Origin of the sequence: Micromonospora antibiotica, from assembly GCF_017599305.1 — a bacterium.
GTDB lineage: Bacteria > Actinomycetota > Actinomycetes > Mycobacteriales > Micromonosporaceae > Micromonospora > Micromonospora antibiotica.
Map to the genome: position 1 here is coordinate 81,615 of NZ_JAGFWR010000021.1, position 23,014 is coordinate 104,628.

Below are 23,014 nucleotides of genomic sequence, written 5' to 3' on the forward strand. Positions count from 1 at the left end.
ACAGGAGGGGCCGCCGTGCTGTCGCGCGTCAGCGCATCAGCACGGCCCGGTAAGAAGCAGGGAGACTGCGCTCATGTCCCGCAGTCTACCCCCTGGCAGCCGTCGGCCGGGGACCGCACCCGCCCCGACGGTCACCTTCCGTGAGCACCCGGCCGCGTCGGGTCCCCCGACCTGACGAATATCCGCTGTGTGACCGGCCGACTTCCGGCAGGGTTCGGCGTTCACCGTAAACATGGTTAGCCTGAGAGACCAGTGCGATTCCTGCGGCAGACGAGGCTTCCCGTTGCGAACCGAACGACGGGTCCAGGTGCTCTTTACCGAGCTGCCGTCGCGACGAGGAGAAGGCCCGTGACACAACAGACCTGGGACGAGGTGGGCGGCGTGCTGCCGCACGACGAGTTCCGCGCCGCCAGTGAGGCCGTCGTGGCCAACATCGAGCAGGTCATCGAGGGCAAGACAGCCACCGTGCGGCTCGCCCTGGCCGTCCTGCTCGCCGAGGGTCACCTGCTGATCGAGGACGTCCCAGGAGTCGGCAAGACCAAGCTGGCCAAGGCGCTCGCCCGGTCCATCGACTGCTCGGTGCGGCGCATCCAGTTCACCCCCGACCTGCTGCCCAGCGACGTCACCGGGGTCAGCGTCTACAACCAGGAGACGCACGACTTCGAGTTCCGCCCCGGTGCGGTCTTCGCCAACCTGGTGGTCGGCGACGAGATCAACCGGGCCTCCCCCAAGACGCAGTCCGCCCTGCTGGAGTGCATGGAGGAGCGTCAGGTCACCGTCGACGGGGTGACCTACCAGCTCCAGACCCCGTTCATGGTGATCGCCACCCAGAACCCGATCGAGATGGAGGGGACGTACCCCCTCCCCGAGGCGCAGCGGGACCGGTTCACCGCCCGCATCGCGATGGGCTACCCGGGCCCGGAGGCCGAGCTGGCCATGCTGGACGGGCACGGCGCGGCCGACCCGCTCCAGGAGCTGCGGCCCGTCTCCGACGCCGACACGGTACGCCGCCTGATCGCCACCGTGCGTAACGTGCACGTCGCCGACGCCGTCAAGCAGTACGCCGTCGACCTGGTCACCGCCACCCGGGAGGCCCCCGACCTGCGGCTGGGCGCGTCCCCCCGGGCCACCCTGCAACTGTTGCGCACCGCCCGCGCGGTGGCCGCCCTGGAGGGCCGCGACTACGTGCTGCCCGACGACCTCCAGGCGCTCGCGGTGCCGGTGCTGGCCCACCGGATCATCCCCACCGCCGACGCCCAGCTGGCCCGCCGCACCACCGACGCGATCGTCGCCGAGCTGGTGCACCGGCTGGCCCTGCCGCCGGACCGCAAGCGTCCCACCGGGTACGACACCCCCCGCCCCGCCGCCGGCAACGGCCGCCCGCCGTTCGAGCCGCGGAGGCCGTGACGTGCGTGCCGGGCTGCGTGGCCTGACCACCCGGGGCCGGTCGTTCCTGGCGGCGGCGATCGCCGCGGCGATCTCCGCCGGCATCCTCGGCGAACGGGACCTGCTCCGGGTGGCGGTGCTGCTCGCCGTCCTGCCGCTACTCGCCGCGCTGTACGTCGGCCGGACCCGCTACAAACTGGCCTGCAACCGCTCGCTGGACCCGCACCGGGTGCCCGTCGGGGCCAGCTCCCGGGTGGTGCTGCGGTTGCAGAACATGTCCCGGCTGCCCACCGGCACCCTGCTGCTGGAGGACCGGCTGCCCTACGCGCTGGGCAGCCGTCCCCGGGTGGTGCTGGAACGACTCGGCGCGCACCAGGCCAGCTCGGTGGCGTACACGGTCCGCGCCGACGTACGCGGCCGCTACGAGGTGGGCCCGCTGGTGGTCCGGATGACCGACCCGTTCGGGCTGTGCGAGCTGAGCCGGGCCTTCCCCAGCACCGAGCAGCTGACCGTGATCCCGCAGGTCACCCCGCTGCCCTCGGTACGCCTACCCGGCGAGTACGCCGGCAGCGGCGACAGCCGGGCCCGGTCGGTGGCGGTGCACGGCGAGGACGACGCCGCCACCCGGGAGTACCGCAGGGGCGACGATCTGCGCCGGGTGCACTGGAAGTCGACGGCCCGCACCGGTGAGCTGATGGTGCGCCGGGAGGAACAGCCCTGGGAGAGCCGGGCCACGGTGCTGCTGGACACCCGGGCGCACGGTCACCGGGGCGACGGTCCCACGGCCAGTTTCGAGTGGTCGGTCTCCGCCGCCGCCAGCATCGCCTCGCACCTGCGGCAGGCCGGTTACAAGCTGCGCCTGGTCACCGGGGACGGGGTGGACGTGGACGCCACCGAGACCACCGGGGACGGCCTGCTCCTCGACCAGCTCGCCGACGTCCGGCTCGACCAGCGTGGTGACGTGGCGACCCTGGTGCAGCGGGTCCGGCAACGCGCCGACGGGGGCCTGATCATCGCCTTGTTCGGCTCACTGACCACCAGTGAGGCGGAGTTGCTGAGCGGGCTGCGCGGCAGCGGCGCGACGTGCGTCGGCTTCGTGCTCAACAGCTCCACCTGGCTCAGCCTGCCGGAACGGGCCCGGTTCGAGGCCGAGCAGACCCACGCCGCCGCCGCGTTGGCCCTGTTGCAGGGCGGCTGGCGGGTCATCGGGGTCAACCACGACGGCCAACTGCCGGTGCTCTGGCCGCAGGCCGGGCGCGGTTCGCAGGGCTTCGCGCTGCGTGCCGCCCTCGCCGAGACGGTCGCCGGGGCCGTCCGGTGAGCCGTCCGACGACAGGGAGGGTGACGTCGTGATCGCGTCCCGGAACATCGGCTTCGTGGCCGCGGCGGCGACCCTGCTCGCCGCGGCACCACTGTCGTCGATCTTCCAACAGTGGACCTGGCTGATCCAGTCCGCCATCGCGGTCGCCGTGGTGGCCGGCGCGGCGGCGCTCACCCGACTGGTCCGGGCCCCCCTGTGGGGTCAGGTGCTGGGCATGCTCGCCGGTCTACTGCTCGCCCTGACCTGGCTCTTCCCCGGTGGCGGCGAGCTGATCGCCTTCCTGCCCACGCCGGCGACGCTGGCCCACTTCGGCGAGCTGGCGCAGGGCTCCTTGCAGGACATGCGCTCCTACGGGGTGAAGGTGCCCGACACCACCCCGCTGCTGTTCATCAGCGTGCTCGGGGTGGGCTCGGTCGCGGTGGTGGTCGACGTCCTCGCCGTCGGGCTGCGGCGACCGGCCCTGGCCGGACTGCCGATGCTGGCCATCTACTCGGTGCCGGTCGCGGTCTACGTCGACAGCGTCCCCGCGCTGCCGTTCGTGGTCGGCGCCGCCGGCTACCTCTGGCTGCTGGTGACCGACAACGTCGACCGGGTCCGCCGGTTCGGCCGCCGGTTCACCGGTGAGGGCCGCGACGTGGACGTCTGGGAGTCCTCCCCGCTGGCCGCCGCCGGTCGCCGGCTGGCGGTGGTCGGGGTGGCGCTGGCCGTGGTGCTGCCGTTGGCCGTGCCGGGGATGACCGGTGGGCTGCTGGACCAGTTCAACACCGCCGGCAACGGCACCGGCAACGGCACCGGCCGCCCCGGGCAGGGTGGCGGGCCAGGCCGGATCGACCTCTTCGCGTCGCTCAGCGGGCAGCTCAACCAGTCCGAGGTGGCCGACATGGTCAAGGTCACCACCACCGAGCAGAACCCGTTCTACCTGCGTTTCGGGGTCGCCGACGAGCTGCGCCCGGACGGTTTCCGGGTACGCCCGCCCAACGGCCGCCCGGTGAACCGGGAGCTGCCCGACCCGTCGGGTCGCACCGGGCCGGGGGTGGAGCAGCGGACCTACCGGGCGACGGTGGAGATCAACCGCACGCTGAGCATGCCCTTCGTGCCGCTCTACACCGACCCGGTCAGCTTCGACGGGCTCAACGGCAACTGGTCGTACGACCAGAACCTCGGGGTGGTCTTCTCCAACCGGGACAACTCCCGGAGCAAGCGCTACTCGTTCGAGTACGTGCGCTCGACGTTCACCCCGGCGGCGCTGCGTCGGGCCCGCCCGTTGCCGGCCGAGCACCCGATCCGGCTGCAACAGACCCGCACCCCGGAGGTCCGTGAGGTCAGCCTGCTGGTCAGCCGGCTGGTGGAGGGGAAGTCCACCGACTACGACCGGGTCCGGGCGATCTACGACTACTTCTCCCGGGAGAACGGCTTCAGCTACTCGCTGAGCACCAAGGGCGGCACCAGCGGTCAGGAGATCGTCGACTTCCTCACCAACAAGGTCGGCTACTGCCAGCAGTACGCGGCGGCGCTGGCCTGGCTGGTACGCGAGGCCGGCATCCCGGCCCGGGTGGCGTTCGGCTTCACCAACGGCAGCAGCACCAACGGGGACACCTACACGTTGACCAACCGGAACCTGCACGCCTGGACGGAGGTCTACTTCGACCAGTTCGGTTGGGTCCCGTTCGACGCCACCCCGGCGTACGGCGTCCAGGGGGCGAACCGGTCGGCGTGGGCGCCGGACTCCGACGCCCCGGACCCGGAGCCGTCGGACACCGCCGCGCCGGCCGCCCCGCAGGACCCGGGGGCCACCACGGGGCCGCAGCGGGACGAGGCCGCCGACAAGGACACCGACGCCGGTTTCGACCCGACCACCGGCGCTCCCGTCGAACGTGCCCCGACCTGGCCCTGGTGGACGGTCGGCGCGCTGCTCGCGGTGGCGGCGCTGTTGGCCGTCCCGGCGCTGCGGCGGCGGGCGCTGCGCCGGCAACGGCACCACCTGCCGACCCCGGTGGCGGCCGGGCCCGCCCCCGACGACGGGGCGGGCGGGAGCATCCCGATGACGGTGCTGGGCGTGGACGCCGAACGGGCCCGGGCGGACGCCCACGCGGCCTGGGACGAGTTGCTCGACACCCTGGTCGACTACCGGGTGCGGATCGACCGGACGGAGACGCCCCGGGCGACCGCCGAGCGGCTGGCCCGGGAGGCGGTCGGTGAGGACGCCGGATCCGCCACGGCGGTACGGCTGCTCGGTCGCGCCGAGGAACGTGCCCGGTACGCCCGGGACCCGCTCACCGGCGAACCGCTGCACCCGGCGTTGCGGACGGTACGCGACAGTCTCGCCGCGCGGGCGGACCGGCGTACCCGGTTCCTCGCCGCCGTGCTGCCCCCCTCGGTGCTGCTGCGCTGGCGTACCTCGCTCGGCGACACGTCGGCGCGTCTGGTGACGGCTTCCGGCCGGCTCCGCCGCCTGCTGCTGCGCTGGAACCCGCGCCGCCTGCTCGCCACCCGCCGCGCCTGACCACGCCCCGGCCGCCTCGCCCGGCCGCTCGTGGGGTGATACAGCGGTGTCAGCCGTGCTGGACACCGCCACGTCGCCGCACGGGAGTGGGCCAGGGGTGGTGACGGGCGGCGTGGGGGCACCGACGGGCCCGGGCGGGCAGCCTGGCTGGCAGCAGAGCGCGGGCATGGCGATATGACGGAGGTGGCCGGACCACAGGTCCGGCACCTACCGTCGTCGGCGACGCCCGTCCACCCTCAGGGGTGGGCCGGGTTCAGCGATGTCCCTCCGGACGTTGCCGCCACCGATCCTCCATGCGGTCCAGCAGCGACGGCCGACGGCCGCCCCGGCCACGCGGACGACGACGACTCGTCGTGCCGCCCACCACGTGCAGGTCCGGTGACTGCGCCCGCCGGTGCGACTGCACCGCATAGCCCAACGCGGCCAGCATGACGACGAAGCCCGCCACTGCCAGTGGCGGTGTCTTGATCACCGCGCCGTAGACCAACAGGGCCAGGCCGACGACCACCACGCCGGCAGCGACGAGCAGGCGACGCCGCGTATGGAAACGCGGGTCGCTGGCGCGCACGGCCGAGGCGAATTTGGGGTCCTCGGCAAGCGACCGCTCGATCTGCTCGAACAGCCGCTGCTCGTGCTCCGAGAGCGGCACGGCACTCCTCCCCGGTCACGTTGGTCGGCCCGGTCGGGCCGACAGACCGTGGCAGCCATCCGGCTGCTTGCCGCCAAGTCTACGAGGGGGGTCGCGCGTCGGAAAGCGGGACGACCTATGGCCGACTGCTATTTTCCCCGCGCCGGGGATCACGTTTACCGAGCAGACTGGCCGGACCTATGACGGACCGCCCGAAACGGGCAGCCGCCGCGTCGGCGGCGGTCTCCGCTTCCCGCCATCCCCGCTCCGGTGCGCCCAGCGTGAGTTGTCGCGGTGTGTCGACCGCTCCCGCCAGTCCCTCCACCCGGACGCCGACCAGGCGGACCGGCTCACCCGGGTCGAGAACCGTCCAGAGGCCCCAGGACGTGTCAAATATCTCCCGGGCCACGTCGGTCGCCCCGTCGAGGGTGCGGGACCGGCTGACGGTGCGGAAATCGGACATTCGGATCTTGATCGAGATGGTCCGGCCGACCTGGCCGGCCGCCCGGAGCCGACTGCCCACCTTTTCGCTGAGGGCGAGCAGCGCGCGCCGGATCTCCTGCGGGTCGACGACGTCGACGTCGAAGGTCACCTCGGCCCCGATCGACTTCTCCACCTGGTCCGGGCTGACCGGGCGCGCGTCGCGCCCCCGGGCCAACTCGTGCAGGTGGGTCGCGGACGCCACACCGAGCGCCTTGCGGAGCATCCCGGCGGGTGCCTCGGCCAGGTCACCGACGGTGCGTAGGCCGAGCCGCCGCAGCGTCTCGGCGGACCGCTCCCCCACCCCCCACAACGCGTCGACCGGCAGCGGGTGGAGGAACTCCAACACCCGATCGGCCGGCACCACCAGCAGGCCGTCCGGCTTGGCCCGGGTGGAGCCGAGCTTGGCCACGAACTTACTCGGACCCACCCCGACCGAGCAGGTCAACGCCTGCTCGGCGGCGACCCGGGCCCGGATCCGCCGGGCGATGGCGGCGGGCCGGCCGAACAGCCGGCGGGCACCCGTCACGTCGAGGAACGCCTCGTCGAGGGAGAGCGGCTCGACCAGCGGGGTGACGTCCCGGAAGATCCGCATCACCGCGTCGGAGGCCGCCCGGTAGCGGGCGAAGTCGGGGGGCAGGTAGACCGCGCCGGGGCAGAGCGCGCGGGCCCGCGCGGTGGGCATGGCGCTGCGCACGCCGAAGCGGCGGGCCTCGTAGCTGGCGGAACTGACCACACCCCGCGGCCCGACCCCGCCGACCACCACCGGACGGCCGGCCAACTCGGGCCGGTGACGCACCTCGACGGAGGCGAAGAAGGCATCCATGTCGACGTGCAGGATCGGGCTGGCCGAGTCGTCGGCGTCGGGCCCGAAACGCGGGTCACCAGCACCACGCGGCAACGACTGGCTCCGGCCCATCACCGCAGGCTAGCCGCCCGGTACGACAACCGGCCCGGCGGTCAGCCCCGGACCACCAGCAGCGGCACGGTCATCTCCGCCGCGCTGTCCGCCCCGTGGTACGCCACCAGCCGGGACGCCGCCGGCGGCTCCGACCGGGTGGCCAGCACCGCGTACGTGTCGCGGCAGGTCACCACCACGTCACCGACCCGGGACAGGTGTTCCTCGGCGACCGGGCCGAACCAGCCCTCGGCCACCAGCTCCTCCCGGGTGCACACCCGGGCGGCCGGCCCGAGCACCGCCGACCAGGTGGCCACCACGTCGTCCACCGCCCCCGGCTCGACGTGCAGGTACCGCACCCGGGGCTCACCGGCGACCACCCGGATGCCGGCCCGCAGCCGCAGATCGGTGTCCAGGTCGAAACGGTGGGCCGCCGGCACGTCGAGCTGGCCGTGGTCGGCGGTGACCAGCAGCGCGGCGTCGGCCGGCAACCCGTCGACGAGCCGGGCGAGCAGGCCGTCCACCTCGGCGGCGGCGATCCGCCAGGGCGCCGAGTCGACCCCGCTGAGGTGCCCGTGCCGGTCCAGGTCGGGGTGGTAACCGGAGACCAGGGTGGGGCCGGCCCCGGCGGACAGCGCCGCCAGCATCGTCCGGCCCAGGGCGTCCACCCCGGCGGCGCCCCGGTAGTCGCCACCCCGGTTGGCGGCCAGGGTGAGCCCGCTGCCGGCGTACTCGGGACGACTCACCACGCTCACCGCGACCCCGGCGGCACGGGCCCGCTGCCACTGGGTGCGTACCGGCTGCCAGTGCAGCGGGTCCGGGTCGCCGTGCCAGTCGATGTGGTTGAGCACCCGGTCGGTGCCGGGCACCCGGACGGTGAAGCCGAGCACGCCGTGCGCGCCGGGGGCCGCGCCCGCGCCCAGGGTCACCAGGCTGGTCGGGGTGGTGGAGGGGAAGCCGGAGGTGAGCGGGCGGCCCACCGTCGCGGCCAGCCCGGTCAGGGTCGGGGCGTACCGGGCGGCGGTGGGTAGCTGGTACCAGCCGAGACCGTCGACGAGCAGCACGGCGACCCGGCGTACCCCGGCCAGGCCGGGGGCGAGCCCGAGCAGGTCGACCGCGCCCGGCACACCGAGCACGGCCAGCGCGCTGGGCAGCACGTCGGCCAGGCTGCCCCCGCCGTAGCGCGGCGACACCACCGCGAGCGGGTCCGCCGCAGGCACCGGCCCCGCCGCCCGGTCCACCGGCACCGCGGCCGGGGGCGGGGTCGTCCCGTCCGGGGGCAGGTCGGTCATGCCGGGCGGCGGGCGAACAGGTGCAGTTGGGCGGCGAGATCCCGGTAGGGCGGACGCCCGGCCAGCGCCTTCTCCAACTCGACCAGGGCACCCGGCTGACCGTCGGCGACGGCGGCGGGCAGCAGGTCGGCGAGGACGCGTACCCCGTGGATCTCCTCGACGGTGAGGCCGGCGGCGCGCAACAGGGCGGTGGCCTGCTCGGCGTCGAAGCGGCGGCGCAGCGTGTCCCGGGGGCCGGCGGCGCCGTCGGTGGCGGCGGCCAGCGCGGCGGCGACGTCCAGGTGACCGTTCATCGCCCGACCCAGCACGGCGGCGGCCCGCCCGGCGACCAGCACACTCGCCGCCCCACCGGGGCGCAGCGCGGCGGCCAGCGCGGTCGTCACCGGCAGCGGGTCGTCGACCACCTCCAGCACCGCATGGCACAGCACCAGGTCGACGGAGGCCGGTTCGACCAGGCCGGTCAACGCGTCGCCGTCGCCCTGCACGGCGCGGACCCGGTCGGCCACCCCGGCCTCGGCGGCCCGGCGGGTGAGGGCGGCGAGGGCGTCGGGGCTGGCGTCGACCACGGTCACCCGGTGGCCGGCCTGGGCGAGCGGCACGGCGAAGCCGCCGGTGCCGCCGCCCACGTCGAGCACGGTCAGCGTGTCGTCGGCCCGCCGGTCCAGCTCGGCGGCGAGCACCGACCAGATGACGGCGGTACGGGGGGTCAACGGCGGCTCGACGAACCGGCCTCGGGTGCTCTGCTCCACCCGGTGGAGCCTAGTCACCCGCCTCACCCGACCCCCGCTGGCGGTGCCGACGTCGACGGCTCAGATCTCGCCGCCGCCGGCCGGGTCCTCCTCGGCGCGGGACCGGCGGTCGTTCGCCACCGGGCCCTCGGTCACCTGGTACTCCCGCGGCTCGGCGTCCTGGGCGGGCGTCCAACCGGCGCCCAGCCGGGTACGCCGGGCGTTCGCCAGTCCACCGGTGTACGTGCTGTCCATCGTCACTGGTCATCCCCCTTGCCGCGCGCGTGCCACTCTGCCCGCGCGTGCCGGAAGTCTCCCGTCTCCCGGCCCGGAAAACCGTAATGTGGATCACTTCACCGGAAGTCGCGGGAGGCGGATTCCACCGGCGGCGTGATCGGGTCCAGCCGGTCGGCGGTGAGGTTGGTGACCCCCTCGTGCCGCTGCAACCGACCACGGACCACGAGGGCGCTGCTGGTGCGGGCGATTCGACGGTAGCGCTGCCACAGCCCCGGGGAGCAAGTGACATTCAGCATTCCCGTCTCGTCCTCCAGGTTGAGGAAGGTGACCCCACCGGCGGTCGCCGGCCGTTGCCGGTGGGTGACGATCCCGCCGACCCGGACCCGCCGACCCGACTCCACCCGCCCCAGCCGGGCGATCGGCACCGCGCCCAGCGCGTCGAGCCGGTCCCGGACGAACCGGGCCGGGTGGGTCTCCGGGGACAGCCCGGTGGCCCAGACGTCGGCGACGAGCCGGTCCACCGCCTCCATCCCCGGCAGGGTCGGGGCCGCCGCGCCGGTCACCGTGCCGGGCAGTCGGCCCGGCCGGTCCTGGGCCGCCGCCCCGGCCGCCCAGAGCGCCTCCCGCCGGGTCAGCCCGAAACAGGCGAAGGCGTCCGCGGTGGCCAGCGCCTCCAGCTGACCCGCGGTGAGACCGACCCGCCGGGCCAGATCAGGCATGTCCCGGTACGCCCCGTGCGCCGTCCGCTCCGCCACGATCCGCCCGGCCAGGTCGTCGCCGAGGGTACGCACACCGCCCAGCCCGAGCCGGACCGCCGGACCGCCCAGCCCCCAGGCGTGCGGCGGTTCCCCCGGCACGCTCCCCCACCGGGTCTGCGGGGTGGATTCCAGCACCGCCCCGGCCCCACTGGCGTTGACGTCCGGCCGGCGGACCTCGACCCCGTGCCGCCGGGCGTCGTCGACCAGGGTCTGCGGCGCGTAGAACCCCATCGGCTGGGCGTTGAGCAGGGCGGCCAGGAACGCCGCCGGATGGTGCCGCTTGAGCCACGAGCTGGCGTACACCAGATAGGCGAAGCTCATCGCGTGGCTCTCCGGGAAGCCGTAGCTGGCGAACGCGGTGAGCTTGCGGTAGACGTCGTCGGCCAGCTCGCCGGTGATGCCCCGCTCGGCCATCCCGGCGTAGAGCCGGTCGGCGAGCTGCGCCATCCGCTGCGCCGACCGTTTCGCCCCCATCGCCCGACGTAGTTCGTCGGCCCCGGCCGCGTCGAAGCCGGCCAGGTCGATGGCGAGTTGCATCAGCTGCTCCTGGAACAGCGGCACACCGAGGGTCTTCTCCAGCGCGTTGCGCATCAGCGGATGCGGGTACGTCACCGGCTCCTGGCCGTTCTTGCGCCGGATGTACGGGTGCACCGAGCCGCCCTGGATCGGGCCGGGCCGGATCAGCGCCACCTCCACCACCAGGTCGTAGAACTCGCGGGGTTTCAGCCGGGGCAGGGTGGCCATCTGGGCGCGGCTCTCCACCTGGAACACCCCGACCGAGTCGGCCCGGCAGAGCATGTCGTAGACCTCGGGGTCGTCCAACGTCATGTCACCCAGGTCCAGGCTCATCCCGATCAGGTCGTAGCCGTAGTGCAGGGCCGACAGCATGCCCAGCCCGAGCAGGTCGAACTTGACCAGCCCGACGGCCGCGCAGTCGTCCTTGTCCCACTGGAGCACGCTGCGGCCGGGCATCCGCCCCCACTCCACCGGGCACACCTCGATCACCGGCCGGTCGCAGATCACCATCCCACCGGAGTGGATGCCGAGGTGCCGGGGGAACGTCTGCAACTCGTTGGCGTACGCCACCACCTGCTCGGGAATGCCTTCGACGTCGACCGCCGCGACGGAACCCCAGCGGTCGATCTGCTTGCTCCAGGCGTCCTGCTGGCCGGGCGAGTAGCCGAACGCCTTCGCCACGTCCCGCACCGCCGACCGGGGCCGGTAGGAGATGACGTTGGCGACCTGGGCGGTGTGCTCCCGGCCGTAGCGGGCGTAGACGTGCTGGATCACCTCCTCCCGCCGGTCGGACTCGATGTCCACGTCGATGTCGGGTGGCCCGTCGCGTTCCGGGGCGAGGAACCGTTCGAACAGCAGCCGGTGCCGTACCGCGTCCACGTTGGTGATCCGCAGCGCGTAGCAGACCGCCGAGTTGGCCGCCGAACCCCGGCCCTGGCAGTAGATGTCCTGCGCGCGGCAGAACGCCACGATGTCGTAGACCACCAGGAAGTAGCCGGGGAAGCCCAGCTCGTCGATCATCCGCAGCTCGTGTTCCAGCTGCGCGTACGCCTCCGGGTGCGCCCCGGGCGGCCCGTAGCGCTCGTGCGCCCCGGCCAGCGTCAGGTGGCGCAGCCAGCTCATCTCGGTGTGCCCCGCCGGCACCGGGTACGCCGGCAGCCGGGGCGCGACCAGGTGCAGGTCGAAGGCGAGTTCCGCGCCGAACTCGGCGGCCCGGGACACCGCACCCGGGTACCCGGCGAAGCGGGCCGTCATCTCCGCACCGCTGCGCAGGTGAGCCGTGGCGGCAGCCGGCAGCCAACCGTCGATCTCGTCCAGGCTGCGGCGGGCCCGGACAGCGGCCAGGGTGGTCGCCAACCGTCGTCGCCCCGGGCTGGCGTAGTGCACGTTGTTGCTGGCCACGGTGGCCAGCCCGGCGGTGGCGGCCAGCTCGGCGAGCGCGTCGTTGCGGTCGGCGTCGACCGGGTGCCCGTGGTCGGTCAGCTCCACCGCCACCGTCTCCGCGCCGAACAGCGCGGTGAGCCGGTCCAGCTCCCGGGCCGCCGCGTCGACCCCCGCGGTGAGCAGCGCCGCCGGCACGTGCCCCTTGCGGCAACCGGTCAGCACCAGCACGTGGTCGCGCAGCTCGGCGGCGACCTCCTCCAGCTCGCCGTAGACCGGCCGGCCCTTCTCCCCGCCGCGCAGTTGGGCCCGGGAGATGACCGACGCGAGCCGGGCGTACCCCTCGTGGCCATGGGCGAGCACCAGCAGGTGCCGGCCCAGCGGGTCGGGCTCGCCCTGCTGCGGGCCGGGCAGCCCCAGCGAAAGCTCCGCGCCGAAGACCGTGGGCAGGCACAGCGTACGGGCCGCCTCGGCGAACCGGACCACCCCGTAGAACCCGTCGTGGTCGGTCACGGCGAGCGCGGTCAGCCCCAACCGGGCGGCCTCCTCGGCCAGCTCCTCCGGGTGGCTCGCCCCGTCGAGGAAACTGAAGTTGGTGTGCGCGTGCAGCTCGGCGTAGGGCACCGGGTCGTCCGGGCGGGTCAGCTCGGGGGGCGCGTACCGCTCACGGTGCCGGGTCCAGGCCGGTGAGTCGCCGCCGTCGGCCTCGGCGAGCGGGTCCACCACGTGCAGGTGCCGTTCCCCGCGCCGCCGCCCGTCCCGCCCTCCGCCGTCCCGGCCCCCGCTGTCCTGAGCCTCGCCGTCCTGAGCCCTGCCGTCCCGAACCCCGCCGCCCCGAACCCCGCCGCCCCGGGCCCTGCCGTCCCGAACCCCGCCGCCCCGAACCCCGCCGCCCCGGGCCCTGCCGTCCTGGGCCCCGCCGTCCCGAACCCCGTCGCCCCGGGCCCTGCCGTCCTGAGACCCGCCGTCCTGAGACCCGCCGTCACGGAGGCGGTCGTCACGGGAGCGGTGGTCCGCGCCGCCGTCGGTGGTGGTGGACCGTCCGGACAGCACCCGTTCCAGCTCCGACCAGGGCAGTTTCGGATTGTGGAAGCTCATCCGGCCGCCCCGGTAGCGCGGGTCGGCCTTGTGCGGGCGGCGGTGGGACCGGGCGTGGCCACTAAGGGCAGCCATGGTCCTCCCGATGAGTGATATGCCACTGAGGCATATTTATGCCGCTGAGGCATACCACTCACCCCCGAAACATCGTCGGGACGCGGGGTGACCCCGGACGGAACACCGCACCGGTCGGCAGCGCAAGCGCCACCGACCGGCATACAACCGGCTGACACGCGGTCAGCCGGCAATGCCCGAACCGGCAGCGCTCCGGCAGACCCGGAACCAGCGCGCACCCGACCGACCGGCATACCACCGGCCGACACACGGCCGACCTGCGCGCAGCCGGCCGATCCGGGTCCAGCCCGGAAGGTCCCACCGGCGCACACGAGACCAACGAGAAAGAGGCCAGCCCAGGCAAAACCAGCCCGGACCGGACCAGCCCGGACCGGGCCAGCGCGGTCCGAACCAGGCCGGGCCGGGCCAGGCCGGGCCGGGCCAGGCCGGGCCGGGCCAGGCCGGGCCGGGCCAGGCCGGGCCGGGCCAGGCCGGGCCGGGCCAGGCCGGACCAGCCCGCACCACCGGTCAGTCATAGATCGCCTCCACCAGCCACCGGCCCGCCTCGACGGCCAGCAGCAGGGCGGCGCCGTCGGCCAGGCAGACCTGGAACCGGGCCCGGCGACGGGCCTCGGCGGGGGCCCACCACCGCTCGTCCACCGGCCACGGGCCGGTCCAGCCGACGATCTCCGTCGGCGCGGTGCCGCCGACGGCCAGCCGGGCGGGCGCCGCGCTGACCACCAGCCGGGCGCTGACCAGCACCGGTTCCCCGGTGGCGTCGTGCACGGTCGCGGTGAGCGGGGCGGGCAGCACCACGGCCGGCGCGGGTGGCGGCAGTCGCCCCGGCCAGGGCGGTACGGGACCCGGCCGCCGTGGCCCGCCCCGCCCGGCACCCCCGGCCGCCGTCACCGCCCGCCCGGCACCCCCGGCCCCCGTCACCGCCCGCCCGGCATCAGCAGACTGCGTCACCGCCCGCCCGACGCCACCGGTCACCGCGCGCCCAACGCCACCGGACTGCGCCCGTCCGACGCCACCGGACTGCGCCGCCGCCCGCCCGGCGGCACCAGGCTCCGCCTCGGTGACGCCCGGCAGTGGGGGCGGGCCGGGGCGGGCGGGGAGGCGTTCGTCGCCCCAGGGGACCAGGCGGGTCTGGTCGGCCGGGGACCGACCACCGCCCAGCACGGCGGTGACCACCGCCTCCGGACCGAGGATGCCCTGCACCCGGCTCAACGCCCGGTGTGCCCGGTCGCGTTCCTCGCCGACCTCCCCCCACAGGCCGGGTTGCAGCCCACCCCGGGACAGCAGCCCGTCGGGCACCAGCCGCAGCCGGATGATCCCGGCGGTCGGTCGGGCCGGTCGGGTACCGGCCCGACCGGTGCCGCCGGAGAGCCAACCGTCGAGCTGCCAACGCACCCGGTCGGCGATGGCGGCGGCAGTGAGCAGCCCGTCGTGCCGCCACACCCGGTGCAGTTCCTGGCCGTGCGCGGTGACCGCCTCGATGCCGAGCCGGGTGCAGGCCAGCCCGTGCCCGGCCAGCCGGTCGTGCAGCCGTTCGGCGAGCATCCGGGCGGCGAAGGCCGCCGCGTCGACCCGGTCGAGGGGTTCGTCGTGGTGGGCGGTGACGGTCAGGTCGACCGGGGGCTGCCGGACGGCGAGCGGCCGGTGGTCGTGCCCGGCGGCGAGCCGGTGGGCGAGGGCCCCGTCGAAGCCGAACCGGGCCAGCACGTCACCGGCGGGCAGCGCCGCGAAGTCGCCCAGCGTGCGTACGCCGAGCCGGCGCAGCAGGTCGGCCAGGGCCGGGCGGCCGATCGCCTCGACGGGCAGCCCCGCCAGGAACCCCGGCGTCCCGCCCGGCGGCACCACCTGACCGGTACGCGCGGCGAGGCCGGCGGCGAAGACCCCGTCGGCGATGCCGATCTGGCTCTCCACCGCGCAGGACTCGGCGACCTGTTCGACGATCCGCTCGGCGGCGGCCTCCTCACCGCCGAGGTAGCGGGCGGGCCCCCGGGCGGCGAGCGCGCAGACGCCGGGGCGGACCACCTCGACCCCGGCGGCGACCTCCTCCACGGCGGCGACGACCGGTTCGAAGGCGCGGGCGTCCCGACCGGGGTCGTGGTCGACGACGGTCAGCGTGGGGCAGCGCCCCTGCGCCTCCCGGCGGCGCAGGCCCCGGCGTACCCCGGCGGCGCGGGCCGGTGCGGAGCAGGACACCACCCGGTTGGCGTGCAGCACGGCCACCGGGCCGGTGGCGGGCACCCCGTCGACGATCTCGGCGGCGAGCACCGGCCAGTCCGGGCACCAGAGCAGCAGGGTGCGCACGGGCGTGCCGGTCACCCGGACCCGACCACGGTGAACCCGCCCGGCCGGGGCCCGGCGGTTGCGACGGGGACGGCCGACGCGGCGGGGGGCACGACCCGGGTGAGCGCGTCGCCGGGCAGCCACATCGTGATCTCCTTGGGACGGGCCGCCGCTCCGCGTCCGCGTGCCGACACGGTGACCTCGCGTCGGCGCAGCCGGCCCCGCCCCGCCCCGAGCCCCTCCCAGACCCCCCGGACCACCTGGAGCGTCACGTCCGCACCGGTCCACCGGCCGTACGGGACGAGCACGCAGCCGCGCTGCCGGGCCCGGGCGGCCAGCCGGTCGGCGACCGGGGCGGAGACGGTGTGCGGCACGGCGGTCACCACCACGTCGACCCCGTCGATCAGGGCGGCGACCACGGTGGGCCACTCCGGGCCGGGATGGGGCACCAGGGCCAGCCGGTCCAGGGCGATGCCGGCCTCGGCGGCGGCGCCGGCCCCGAACGTGGGCACCCCGACCACCGCGCACCACGACCCGGCCCGGGACGCCTCGGCGAGCAACGCCAGCACCAGGGAGGTGCCGCCACTGCGCCGGGGCTGGCCGACGGTGACGGCGACGGTGCTGCCCCGGCGCAGCCCCCGGTGCGGCAGCAGGCCGGTCAACTCGGGTGCCACCGGGAGCAGCCGGTGACCGACCGCCGGGTCCGGGGCGCTCGCCGGGCGTACCAGAGCGGCCAGTGCGGCGGAACCGCCCACCATGCGGCCCGCCATCGGACCAACCCCCCGTCGTGTCGTTGCGTGGATCAGGTGCACTGCGTGCTCGCCCCGGACGCGGTGGGACGCTGCGTCGAGGTGCTCAGCGGGGCCCGGTGCCGGCCGGATCAGGTGCCCGGCGGGGACCCGGGCACGCCCCGGGTCAGGCGGCGAGGCCGTCGAGGGCGGGCTGGTGGGTCACGCCGAGCGCCTGCTCCACCACCGTCACGAACTGTTCGGCGGCCCGGAGCAGGTCGTCGGCCTCCCGGGCGTTCACCACCCGGGGTATGCCGGCCTCGGCGGCGGCCCGCTTGCCGGCGGCGGCGGCGAAGTAGCGGGACCACTCGTCCAGTTCGGGGGCGACCCCGGCGAGCAGCACCCAGACGCTGGTGATCCGGCGGCGGCGGGCGGGCGCGGGCCGGGCCCGGGCGGCCAGCAGGGCGGCGGCGGCGCGGAGCGCGGCCAGGTGGGCGGCGGCGTAGCGCAGCCCGTCGGGGCGGGTCTGGGCGGCCTCGGCCAGCCCTTGTCGGGCCACCGTGAGGAGTTGGGTCGGGGTGCGGTGCGGCAGCACGTGCGCGGGCACCGTCGGCGCCTGGGCCGGGTTGGTCGGCATGACTGTCTCCTCCGCGTGACCGGATCGGGCGGGACGCCCGGTGGAGGAGGTCCACCGGCACGATGCCCGGGGCGGGTGGTGCGGAGGAAGACGCACCGCTGGGGGCCGGCCGGGTGCGGATGCTTCCCCACACCACACCCGGCCGGCGAACCGGCGGGTTCGTCGCCCGCCGCCCGGGGGTCGTGGGCGGCGGGCGACGACCTGCCTTGACGGGACCGGGCTCGCGACTGCCCGGAACCCGGTGCGGTCCGCGAAACCGCACCTGCCCGGGTCGACGCCGCGAAACACCGCCCGGGGGCGTTGGAACGGGTGTGCGAGTGAATCGAACATCCGTTCTAACTGCTCTGACAGTACACCCTGCCCCCGACGAAAACGCAACGTCTGGCGTACGGCGTGCCAGCGGCGATTCCCAGCCGGCGCACAGCGACGGCAAAGCCTGGCCCGAGGTCACCGCCGCAGGGTGGACCACATGAGTGAAGGACCCGCCGGAACGACCCACGGATGAGCGCCACCGTCCTGGACCGGGGTACCCCGCGCCGACCGTTGCCCACCGCCCCCGGCTGGTGGGCCGACCTGGCCGGCAGCGCGGCGGTGCTCAGCCTGCTGGTCGTCGTCGCGCTCTGGACCGCCGACCGGGGGGTGCAGGAACTGCTCTCCGGGGTGGCCACCGGCCTCACCTCCGCCGGCCGGCTCACCGGCCTGCTCAGCGCCGACCTGATGCTCGTCCAGGTGGTGCTGATGGCCCGGGTGCCGCTCGTCGAACGGCGCTTCGGCCAGGACCGGATCGCCCGCTGGCACCGGCTGGCCGGCTTCACCTCGTTCCACCTGCTGCTGGCCCACGTGCTGCTGACCACCCTGGGGTACGCCGGCACCGCCCGGGCGAACCCCGTGACGCAGCTCTGGCTGCTGGTCACCGGGTACCCGGGGATGCTGCTGGCCACCGCCGCGCTGGCACTGCTGGTGCTGGTGGTGGTCACCTCCGTCCGGGCGGCCCGCCGTCGGCTGCGCTACGAGTCCTGGCACCTGCTGCACCTGTACGCGTACCTGGGGATCGGGTTGGCGCTGCCGCACCAGTTGTGGACCGGCGCGGACTTCGTCTCCTCGGCCGCCGCGCGGGCGTACTGGTGGACGGTGTACCTGGGGGCGCTGGGCAGTGTGCTGGTGTTCCGGCTCGGCCTGCCGGCGTACCGCTCGCTGCGGCACCGGGTCGAGGTGGCCGCGGTGGTCCCCGAGGCGCCCGGCGTCACCTCGGTCTGGTTGCGCGGGCGGGACCTGGACCGGCTGCCGGTCCGGGCCGGGCAGTTCTTCGGCTGGCGCTTCCTGACCGGCCCCGGCTGGTCCCGGGCGCACCCGTACTCGCTGTCCGCCCCGCCGACGGGCGACCTGATGCGGATCACCGTCAAGGACCTCGGCGACGACAGCTCCCGGGTGGCCACCCTGCGACCGGGCACCCGGGTGCTGCTGGAGGGCCCGTACGGGCGGCTGACCGGACAGCACTGGCGCGGCGGCGGGATCACCCTGCTCGCCTGCGGGATCGGCGTCACCCCGCTGCTGGCCCTGCTCCGGGAGCTGCCGTACGCACCCGGGCAGGCGGTGCTGCTCTACCGCGTGCGTACCCCGCAGGAGCTGGCCTTCCGGGCGGAGCTGGAGCAGCTCGCGGTCGACCGCGGGGTGTCGGTCCACTACCTGGTCGGTCCGCGCGGCCGGCAACCCTCCTGGCTACCCGGTTACGCGGCCGGGCTCCCGGACGCCGAGGCGCTGCGCCGGCTCTCCCCCGGCATCGCCGACCACGACGTCTACCTGTGCGGCCCGGACGGTTGGGTCGACGCGGTGCAGGCCGCGACCCGGGCCGCCGGGGTGCCCGAGCGGCACGTCCATCACGAACGCTTCGCCTGGTGACGGGCGGGAAGGGGGAACCGTGCGACGGATCACCATCTGGCTGCTCTCCACGGTGACCGCCCTGGTGCTGCTGTTCAGCTACCGGACCAGCACCATGGGCGTCGGCGGGGGGACCAGCGCCGTCGCCGTCGACCGCGGCGGCACCACCCCCGGCTCCGGGGACACGCCCACCGGCACCGGCCCGGGCTCGGGCGTGCCGGGCGGAGACACCGGCGAGGGCGCAAACACCGGCCAGGGTGGAAACACCGGCGACAGCGCAAGCACCGGCGACAGCGGCGGCGGAAGCTACGACGGGTCGGTGGCGCAGACCCGGTGGGGGCCGGTGCAGGTCCGGATCACCGTGGCGGGCGGGCGGATCACCGACGTCACAGCGCTCCAGGTGCCCGACGGCAACTTCCGGGACCAGCAGATCAACGACTACGCGGTACCGATCCTGCGGCAGGCGGCGCTCACCGCGCAGAGCGCCCGGATCGACACCGTGTCCGGGGCGACCGTCACCAGCGACGGTTACCGCGAGTCCCTCCAGGCCGCCATCGACGCGGCGCACCTGAGATGAGCACGCCGACGGGCCGGACGGTGGAGCTGGACCGGCGGGCCTGGGTGGTGCAGGTGATGGGGCTGCCGGTGAGCGTGCACCTGCGCGGCCCGGACGTGCACGACGACGCGGTCGCCGCCCGGGTGGAGCGGTTCTTCACCTGGCTGCGCGCGGCCGACGCGACGTTCAGCACCTACCGGCCGGAGAGCGAGATCGGACGGCTGGCCGGGCGGGAACCCGATCCGGCCACCGCGAGCCCGCTGGTGCGGGAGGTGGCGGAGCTGTGCGAGCTGGCCCGGACGCGCACCGGCGGCCGGTTCGACGCCCGGCGGCTGCCGCTGCCCACCGGCGGTGCCGGCTACGACCCGTCCGGGCTGGTCAAGGGGTGGGCGGTACAGCGGGCGGCCGGGTGGCTGGCCGATCTGGCCGGGCACGACCTCTGTCTCAACGCCGGTGGGGACGTGGTGCTGCACGCCGGGGCGGACCGGCCGGCCTGGCGGGTCGGCATCGAGGACCCGGACCGCCCCGGCCACCTGCTGGACGTGCTGGACCGGCGCGACGGCGCGGTCGCCACCTCGGGCACCGCCCGGCGCGGCGCGCACATCGTGGACCCGCGTACCGGCCGACCGGCGACCGCGCTGCGGTCGGTCACCGTGGTCGGGCCGGACCTGCTCTGGGCCGACGTGTACGCCACCGCGGCGATGACCCGCGACGCCGACGACGCGCTGACCTGGCTGACCGGCCTGGCCGACCACGAGGCGCTGCTGGTGACCGCCGACGGCCGGATCCGGGCCACCGGGCACTGGCCCGGCACCCGTCCCGGGTCGCCGCCCGCCCGCTGACCCGCCACGGTGGGCGGCCGGGTGCGGGGTGTCGGGGCGTACCGGGGAGAATGGGCCGCATGCAGTCACACCCGAACGTGCAGGCGGTGCAGCGGGCGCTCGACGAAGCGGGCGCGCGGGACGGTTCCGGTGCGGCCAGCCGGGTCCGTCTGCTACCTGAGGCGGCGCACACCGCCGCCGCGGCGGCCGACGCGCTCGGCGTCACCGTCGGCGCGATCGCCAACTCGCTGGTCTTCGAGGCCGACGGCACGCCGCTGCTGGTGCTCACCTCCGGCGCGCACCGGGTCGACACCGCCGGCCTGGCCGCCCAGCTCGGGGTGACCCACCTGCGCCGGGCCACCCCCGACTTCGTCCGGGAGCACACCGGCCAGGTGATCGGCGGGGTCGCCCCGGTCGGCCACCCCGGGCCGCTGCGCACCCTCGTCGACACCGCCCTGACCGGGCACCCGCAGGTGTGGGCCGCCGGTGGCGTACCGCAGGCGGTCTTCCCCACCACCTACCCGGAGCTGCTGCGGATCACCGGCGGCACCCCCGCCGAGGTGGCGTGAACACCACCCCGGAGCTGGTCACCCTGCACGTGTGGCGGGTGCCCCGGGCCGCCGTCGGTCGGGCGTTGGCCCGGATGGCCCGGCATCCGTGGCAGCTGCGACGCACCCCCGGCGTACGGTTCGGCAAGCTGCTCGGCACCGGGACCGGCACCGGCTTCGGCCCGGGGGACGCCGACCTGACCCGGTGGGCGGCGCTGGTGGTGTGGGAATCCCCCGCCGCGGCGGCCGGCTTCGACGCCTCCCCGGTCGGCCGTTCCTGGGCCCGGATCGCCCACGCGTCGGCCCGGCTGGAGCTGCGCCCGGTGACCAGCCGGGGCGAGTGGTCGGGCCGACGGCCGTTCGGCGATCCGGCGGGCGGCCGGGTCGACGGGCCGGTGCTGGCGCTGACCCGGGCCCGGCTGCGTCCCCGCCGGGCGCTCACCTTCTGGCGGGCCGTCCCGCCGGTCGCCGCCGCACTGCACGCCGCGCCGGGGCTGCTCGCCCGGTTCGGTGTCGGTGAGGCCCCGCTGGGTTGGCAGGGCACGGTCAGCGTGTGGCGCGACCCGACGGACCTCGTGGCCTTCGCGTACCGTCACCCGGAGCACCGCGCGGCGATCACCCGCACCCCCACCGAAGGGTGGTACGCGGAGGAGTTGTTCGCGCGCTTCGAGGTGCGCGCAGTGGTCGGGGACCGGTCGGTGCTGGGCTGGGTCGCCGACGGTGATCCGCAACCGTGAGAGGACGCGCATGAGGTTGGTGCGGTGGACGCCGGAGGATCTCGTCCGGCGGCTCGACGACGTGGTCGCGGTGTACGGGGAGGCGATGGGCTACCGCAGCGACCTGCTGGAGGCCCGACGCGGCTACATCGCCACCCACGCCCGCCGGCCCGGGTTCCGCGCCGTCGCCAGCCTCACCAGCGAGGGCCACCTGGCCGGCTTCGGGTACGGCTACCTCGGCGCGGGTGGACAGTGGTGGCACGACCAGGTCTACCGGGCGCTGGACCCGGACGCCCGGCAGCGCTGGCTGACCCACTGCTTCGAGGTGGTCGAGTTGCACGTCCGGCCGCCCGCGCAGGGGCACGGCCTGGGCGCCCGGCAGCTCACCGCCCTGCTCAGCATCGCCGAGGGCGGCACCACCCTGCTGTCCACCCCGGAGGCCGACGAGCAGGCGTCGCGGGCCTGGCGGCTCTACCGGCGGTTCGGCTTCGTCGACGTGCTGCGGCACTTCCGCTTCCCCGGCGACGAACGACCGTTCGGGGTGCTCGGCCGGGACCTGCCGCTGCCCCGACCCGACACGTCCGGCCCGGCCTCGTCGTGACCCGCCGGCACGTCCCGTGGCTGCTGCTGGCCCTGCTGGTGCTGATCCAGATCTGCTACCCGCTCACCACCGGGGTCACCCGGGCCCGGCTCACCGTCGCCACGGTCGTGCTGGGTTACCTGCTGTCGGTGGGGCACGCGCTGCTCACCCGGGGTGCCCGTACGGCGGCGGCGCTGGTCGCGGTGGCCACCGGCGGCGGGTTCGCCATCGAGGCGCTGGGGGTGGCGACGGGCTTCCCGTTCGGCAGCTACGACTACTCGGGGGAGTTGGGGCCGAAGCTGGCCGGGGTGCCGTTGATCATCCCGCTGGCCTGGACCTGGATGGCCTGGCCCGCCTGGCTGGCCGCCGTCCGGCTGACCACGCGCGCCGGCCGACTGACCACGTCCGCCGGCCGGATGCCCGGCACCGCGTCGACCACCGGCCGAATGCCCGGCACCGTGTCGACCGCCGGCCGGACGCCCGGCACCCTGACGCCGGCGGGGCACGTCGGGCGGGTGGCGTTGGCCACCGTCGGGCTGGCCGGCTGGGACCTCTTCCTCGACCCGCAGATGGTGGCCGAGGGCTACTGGGTGTGGCGCGACGCCACCCCGGCGCTGCCCGGACTGCCCGGCATCCCGGTCAGCAACTACCTGGGCTGGTTGCTGTTCGCGGTGCTGCTGATGAGCGCGCTGCGCCCGCTGGCCGGGCCGGCCGTCGCGGTCACCGACTCCCGCGACGACCCGATGTTCGCCCTCTACCTGTGGACGTACTTCTCCAGCGTGCTGGCGCACGCGGTCTTCCTCCGGCTGCCCGCCTCGGCGCTCTGGGGTGCGGTGGGCATGGCGGTGGTGGCGGTGCCGCTGGCGGTGACCCTGCTGCGCGCCCGCCGACGGCCCGCCGACCGGCCGGCACCGCGGCGGCGCGGCGTCGACACCCCGGCATGAGCGGCACCCGCCCCGGCCGACCCGCCCCG

General features: G+C 75.3%; 19 protein-coding genes. 10 read left to right on the plus strand and 9 right to left on the minus strand.

Annotated elements, in window-relative coordinates:
* Positions 1-348: 348 nt before the first annotated feature.
* Genes JQN83_RS25785 through JQN83_RS25795 form a run of 3 tightly spaced genes read left to right on the plus strand, consistent with a single transcriptional unit; the run spans position 349 to position 5,210 of the window.
* Positions 349-1,407 carry an AAA family ATPase gene (locus JQN83_RS25785; protein WP_208569744.1) on the plus strand — a complete coding sequence of 353 codons (1,059 nt, stop codon included), beginning with the start codon at positions 349-351 and terminating at the stop codon, positions 1,405-1,407.
* A gap of 1 nt (position 1,408) precedes the next feature.
* On the plus strand, positions 1,409-2,707 hold the full coding sequence (locus JQN83_RS25790; RefSeq protein ID WP_208569745.1) for a DUF58 domain-containing protein: 1,299 nt from the start codon (positions 1,409-1,411) through the stop codon (positions 2,705-2,707).
* Between the two features lie 28 nt (positions 2,708-2,735).
* Positions 2,736-5,210, plus strand: a complete 2,475-nt coding sequence (locus tag JQN83_RS25795) for a transglutaminase TgpA family protein (protein ID WP_208569746.1) — start codon at positions 2,736-2,738, stop codon at positions 5,208-5,210.
* Between the two features lie 253 nt (positions 5,211-5,463).
* On the opposite strand, the gene JQN83_RS25800 is transcribed toward JQN83_RS25795, so the two are convergent.
* From JQN83_RS25800 to JQN83_RS25840, 9 genes are all read right to left on the minus strand, one after another.
* On the minus strand, positions 5,464-5,859 hold the full coding sequence (locus tag JQN83_RS25800) for an SCO2097 family morphological protein (protein WP_067301847.1): 396 nt from the start codon (positions 5,857-5,859) through the stop codon (positions 5,464-5,466).
* Between the two features lie 115 nt (positions 5,860-5,974).
* Complete coding sequence (locus JQN83_RS25805; RefSeq protein WP_208569747.1) at positions 5,975-7,237, minus strand: DNA polymerase IV; 1,263 nt, start codon at positions 7,235-7,237, stop codon at positions 5,975-5,977.
* A gap of 41 nt (positions 7,238-7,278) precedes the next feature.
* Complete coding sequence (locus JQN83_RS25810; RefSeq protein WP_208569748.1) at positions 7,279-8,508, minus strand: alkaline phosphatase family protein; 1,230 nt, start codon at positions 8,506-8,508, stop codon at positions 7,279-7,281.
* Positions 8,505-9,275, minus strand: coding sequence for a methyltransferase domain-containing protein (locus tag JQN83_RS25815; RefSeq protein WP_208569749.1), 771 nt, complete (start codon positions 9,273-9,275; stop codon positions 8,505-8,507). Before JQN83_RS25815 ends, JQN83_RS25810 begins: the two co-directional genes overlap by 4 nt.
* Positions 9,276-9,317: 42 nt before the next feature.
* A complete protein-coding gene (locus JQN83_RS25820; RefSeq protein WP_244253196.1) occupies positions 9,318-9,491 on the minus strand; it encodes a hypothetical protein in 174 nt (57 codons plus the stop codon).
* A gap of 98 nt (positions 9,492-9,589) precedes the next feature.
* Positions 9,590-13,300 (minus strand): error-prone DNA polymerase, encoded by a 3,711-nt coding sequence (locus tag JQN83_RS25825; protein WP_244253197.1) that lies wholly within the window; start codon positions 13,298-13,300, stop codon positions 9,590-9,592.
* Between the two features lie 507 nt (positions 13,301-13,807).
* Positions 13,808-15,613: a DNA polymerase Y family protein gene (locus JQN83_RS25830; protein WP_208569750.1), complete on the minus strand. Its 1,806-nt coding sequence runs from the start codon at positions 15,611-15,613 to the stop codon at positions 13,808-13,810.
* Complete coding sequence (imuA', locus tag JQN83_RS25835) at positions 15,610-16,347, minus strand: DnaE2-dependent mutagenesis accessory factor ImuA' (protein ID WP_244253198.1); 738 nt, start codon at positions 16,345-16,347, stop codon at positions 15,610-15,612. The genes JQN83_RS25830 and imuA' overlap by 4 nt, the downstream gene beginning before the upstream one ends.
* A 145-nt stretch (positions 16,348-16,492) precedes the next feature.
* Complete coding sequence (locus tag JQN83_RS25840; protein WP_208569751.1) at positions 16,493-16,942, minus strand: SAV_6107 family HEPN domain-containing protein; 450 nt, start codon at positions 16,940-16,942, stop codon at positions 16,493-16,495.
* Positions 16,943-17,443: 501 nt separating this feature from the next.
* On the opposite strand from JQN83_RS25840, the gene JQN83_RS25845 reads away from it, so the two are divergent.
* The 7 genes from JQN83_RS25845 to JQN83_RS25875 are packed head-to-tail and all read left to right on the plus strand — an operon-like array spanning position 17,444 to position 22,985.
* Positions 17,444-18,841 carry a ferredoxin reductase family protein gene (locus JQN83_RS25845; protein WP_208569752.1) on the plus strand — a complete coding sequence of 466 codons (1,398 nt, stop codon included), beginning with the start codon at positions 17,444-17,446 and terminating at the stop codon, positions 18,839-18,841.
* 19 nt (positions 18,842-18,860) lie between these two features.
* Positions 18,861-19,397 (plus strand): FMN-binding protein, encoded by a 537-nt coding sequence (locus JQN83_RS25850; protein WP_208569753.1) that lies wholly within the window; start codon positions 18,861-18,863, stop codon positions 19,395-19,397.
* On the plus strand, positions 19,394-20,218 hold the full coding sequence (locus JQN83_RS25855; RefSeq protein WP_208569754.1) for an FAD:protein FMN transferase: 825 nt from the start codon (positions 19,394-19,396) through the stop codon (positions 20,216-20,218). The genes JQN83_RS25850 and JQN83_RS25855 overlap by 4 nt, the downstream gene beginning before the upstream one ends.
* Before the next feature lie 59 nt (positions 20,219-20,277).
* A complete protein-coding gene (locus JQN83_RS25860) occupies positions 20,278-20,766 on the plus strand; it encodes a YbaK/EbsC family protein (protein WP_208569755.1) in 489 nt (162 codons plus the stop codon).
* Positions 20,763-21,482 (plus strand): monooxygenase, encoded by a 720-nt coding sequence (locus tag JQN83_RS25865; protein WP_208569756.1) that lies wholly within the window; start codon positions 20,763-20,765, stop codon positions 21,480-21,482. Before JQN83_RS25860 ends, JQN83_RS25865 begins: the two co-directional genes overlap by 4 nt.
* A 10-nt stretch (positions 21,483-21,492) precedes the next feature.
* On the plus strand, positions 21,493-22,062 hold the full coding sequence (locus tag JQN83_RS25870) for a GNAT family N-acetyltransferase (RefSeq protein WP_208569757.1): 570 nt from the start codon (positions 21,493-21,495) through the stop codon (positions 22,060-22,062).
* The gene (locus JQN83_RS25875) at positions 22,059-22,985 is read left to right on the plus strand and encodes a carotenoid biosynthesis protein (RefSeq protein ID WP_208569758.1); all 927 of its coding nucleotides are present in this window, start codon (positions 22,059-22,061) and stop codon (positions 22,983-22,985) included. Before JQN83_RS25870 ends, JQN83_RS25875 begins: the two co-directional genes overlap by 4 nt.
* The last annotated feature ends 29 nt before the right edge of the window (positions 22,986-23,014 follow it).

Excerpts from the sequence above, each read along its gene's own strand:
- JQN83_RS25820 (WP_244253196.1), bottom strand. The coding sequence starts at position 9,491 with ATGGACAGCACGTACACCGGTGGACTGGCGAACGCCCGGCGTACCCGG.
- imuA' (WP_244253198.1), bottom strand. The coding sequence starts at position 16,347 with ATGGCGGGCCGCATGGTGGGCGGTTCCGCCGCACTGGCCGCTCTGGTA.
- JQN83_RS25845 (WP_208569752.1), top strand. The coding sequence starts at position 17,444 with ATGAGCGCCACCGTCCTGGACCGGGGTACCCCGCGCCGACCGTTGCCC.
- JQN83_RS25860 (WP_208569755.1), top strand. The coding sequence starts at position 20,278 with ATGCAGTCACACCCGAACGTGCAGGCGGTGCAGCGGGCGCTCGACGAA.
- JQN83_RS25805 (WP_208569747.1), bottom strand. The coding sequence starts at position 7,237 with ATGGGCCGGAGCCAGTCGTTGCCGCGTGGTGCTGGTGACCCGCGTTTC.
- JQN83_RS25840 (WP_208569751.1), bottom strand. The coding sequence starts at position 16,942 with ATGCCGACCAACCCGGCCCAGGCGCCGACGGTGCCCGCGCACGTGCTG.
- JQN83_RS25810 (WP_208569748.1), bottom strand. The coding sequence starts at position 8,508 with ATGACCGACCTGCCCCCGGACGGGACGACCCCGCCCCCGGCCGCGGTG.
- JQN83_RS25870 (WP_208569757.1), top strand. The coding sequence starts at position 21,493 with ATGAGGTTGGTGCGGTGGACGCCGGAGGATCTCGTCCGGCGGCTCGAC.
- JQN83_RS25855 (WP_208569754.1), top strand. The coding sequence starts at position 19,394 with ATGAGCACGCCGACGGGCCGGACGGTGGAGCTGGACCGGCGGGCCTGG.
- JQN83_RS25825 (WP_244253197.1), bottom strand. The coding sequence starts at position 13,300 with ATGGCTGCCCTTAGTGGCCACGCCCGGTCCCACCGCCGCCCGCACAAG.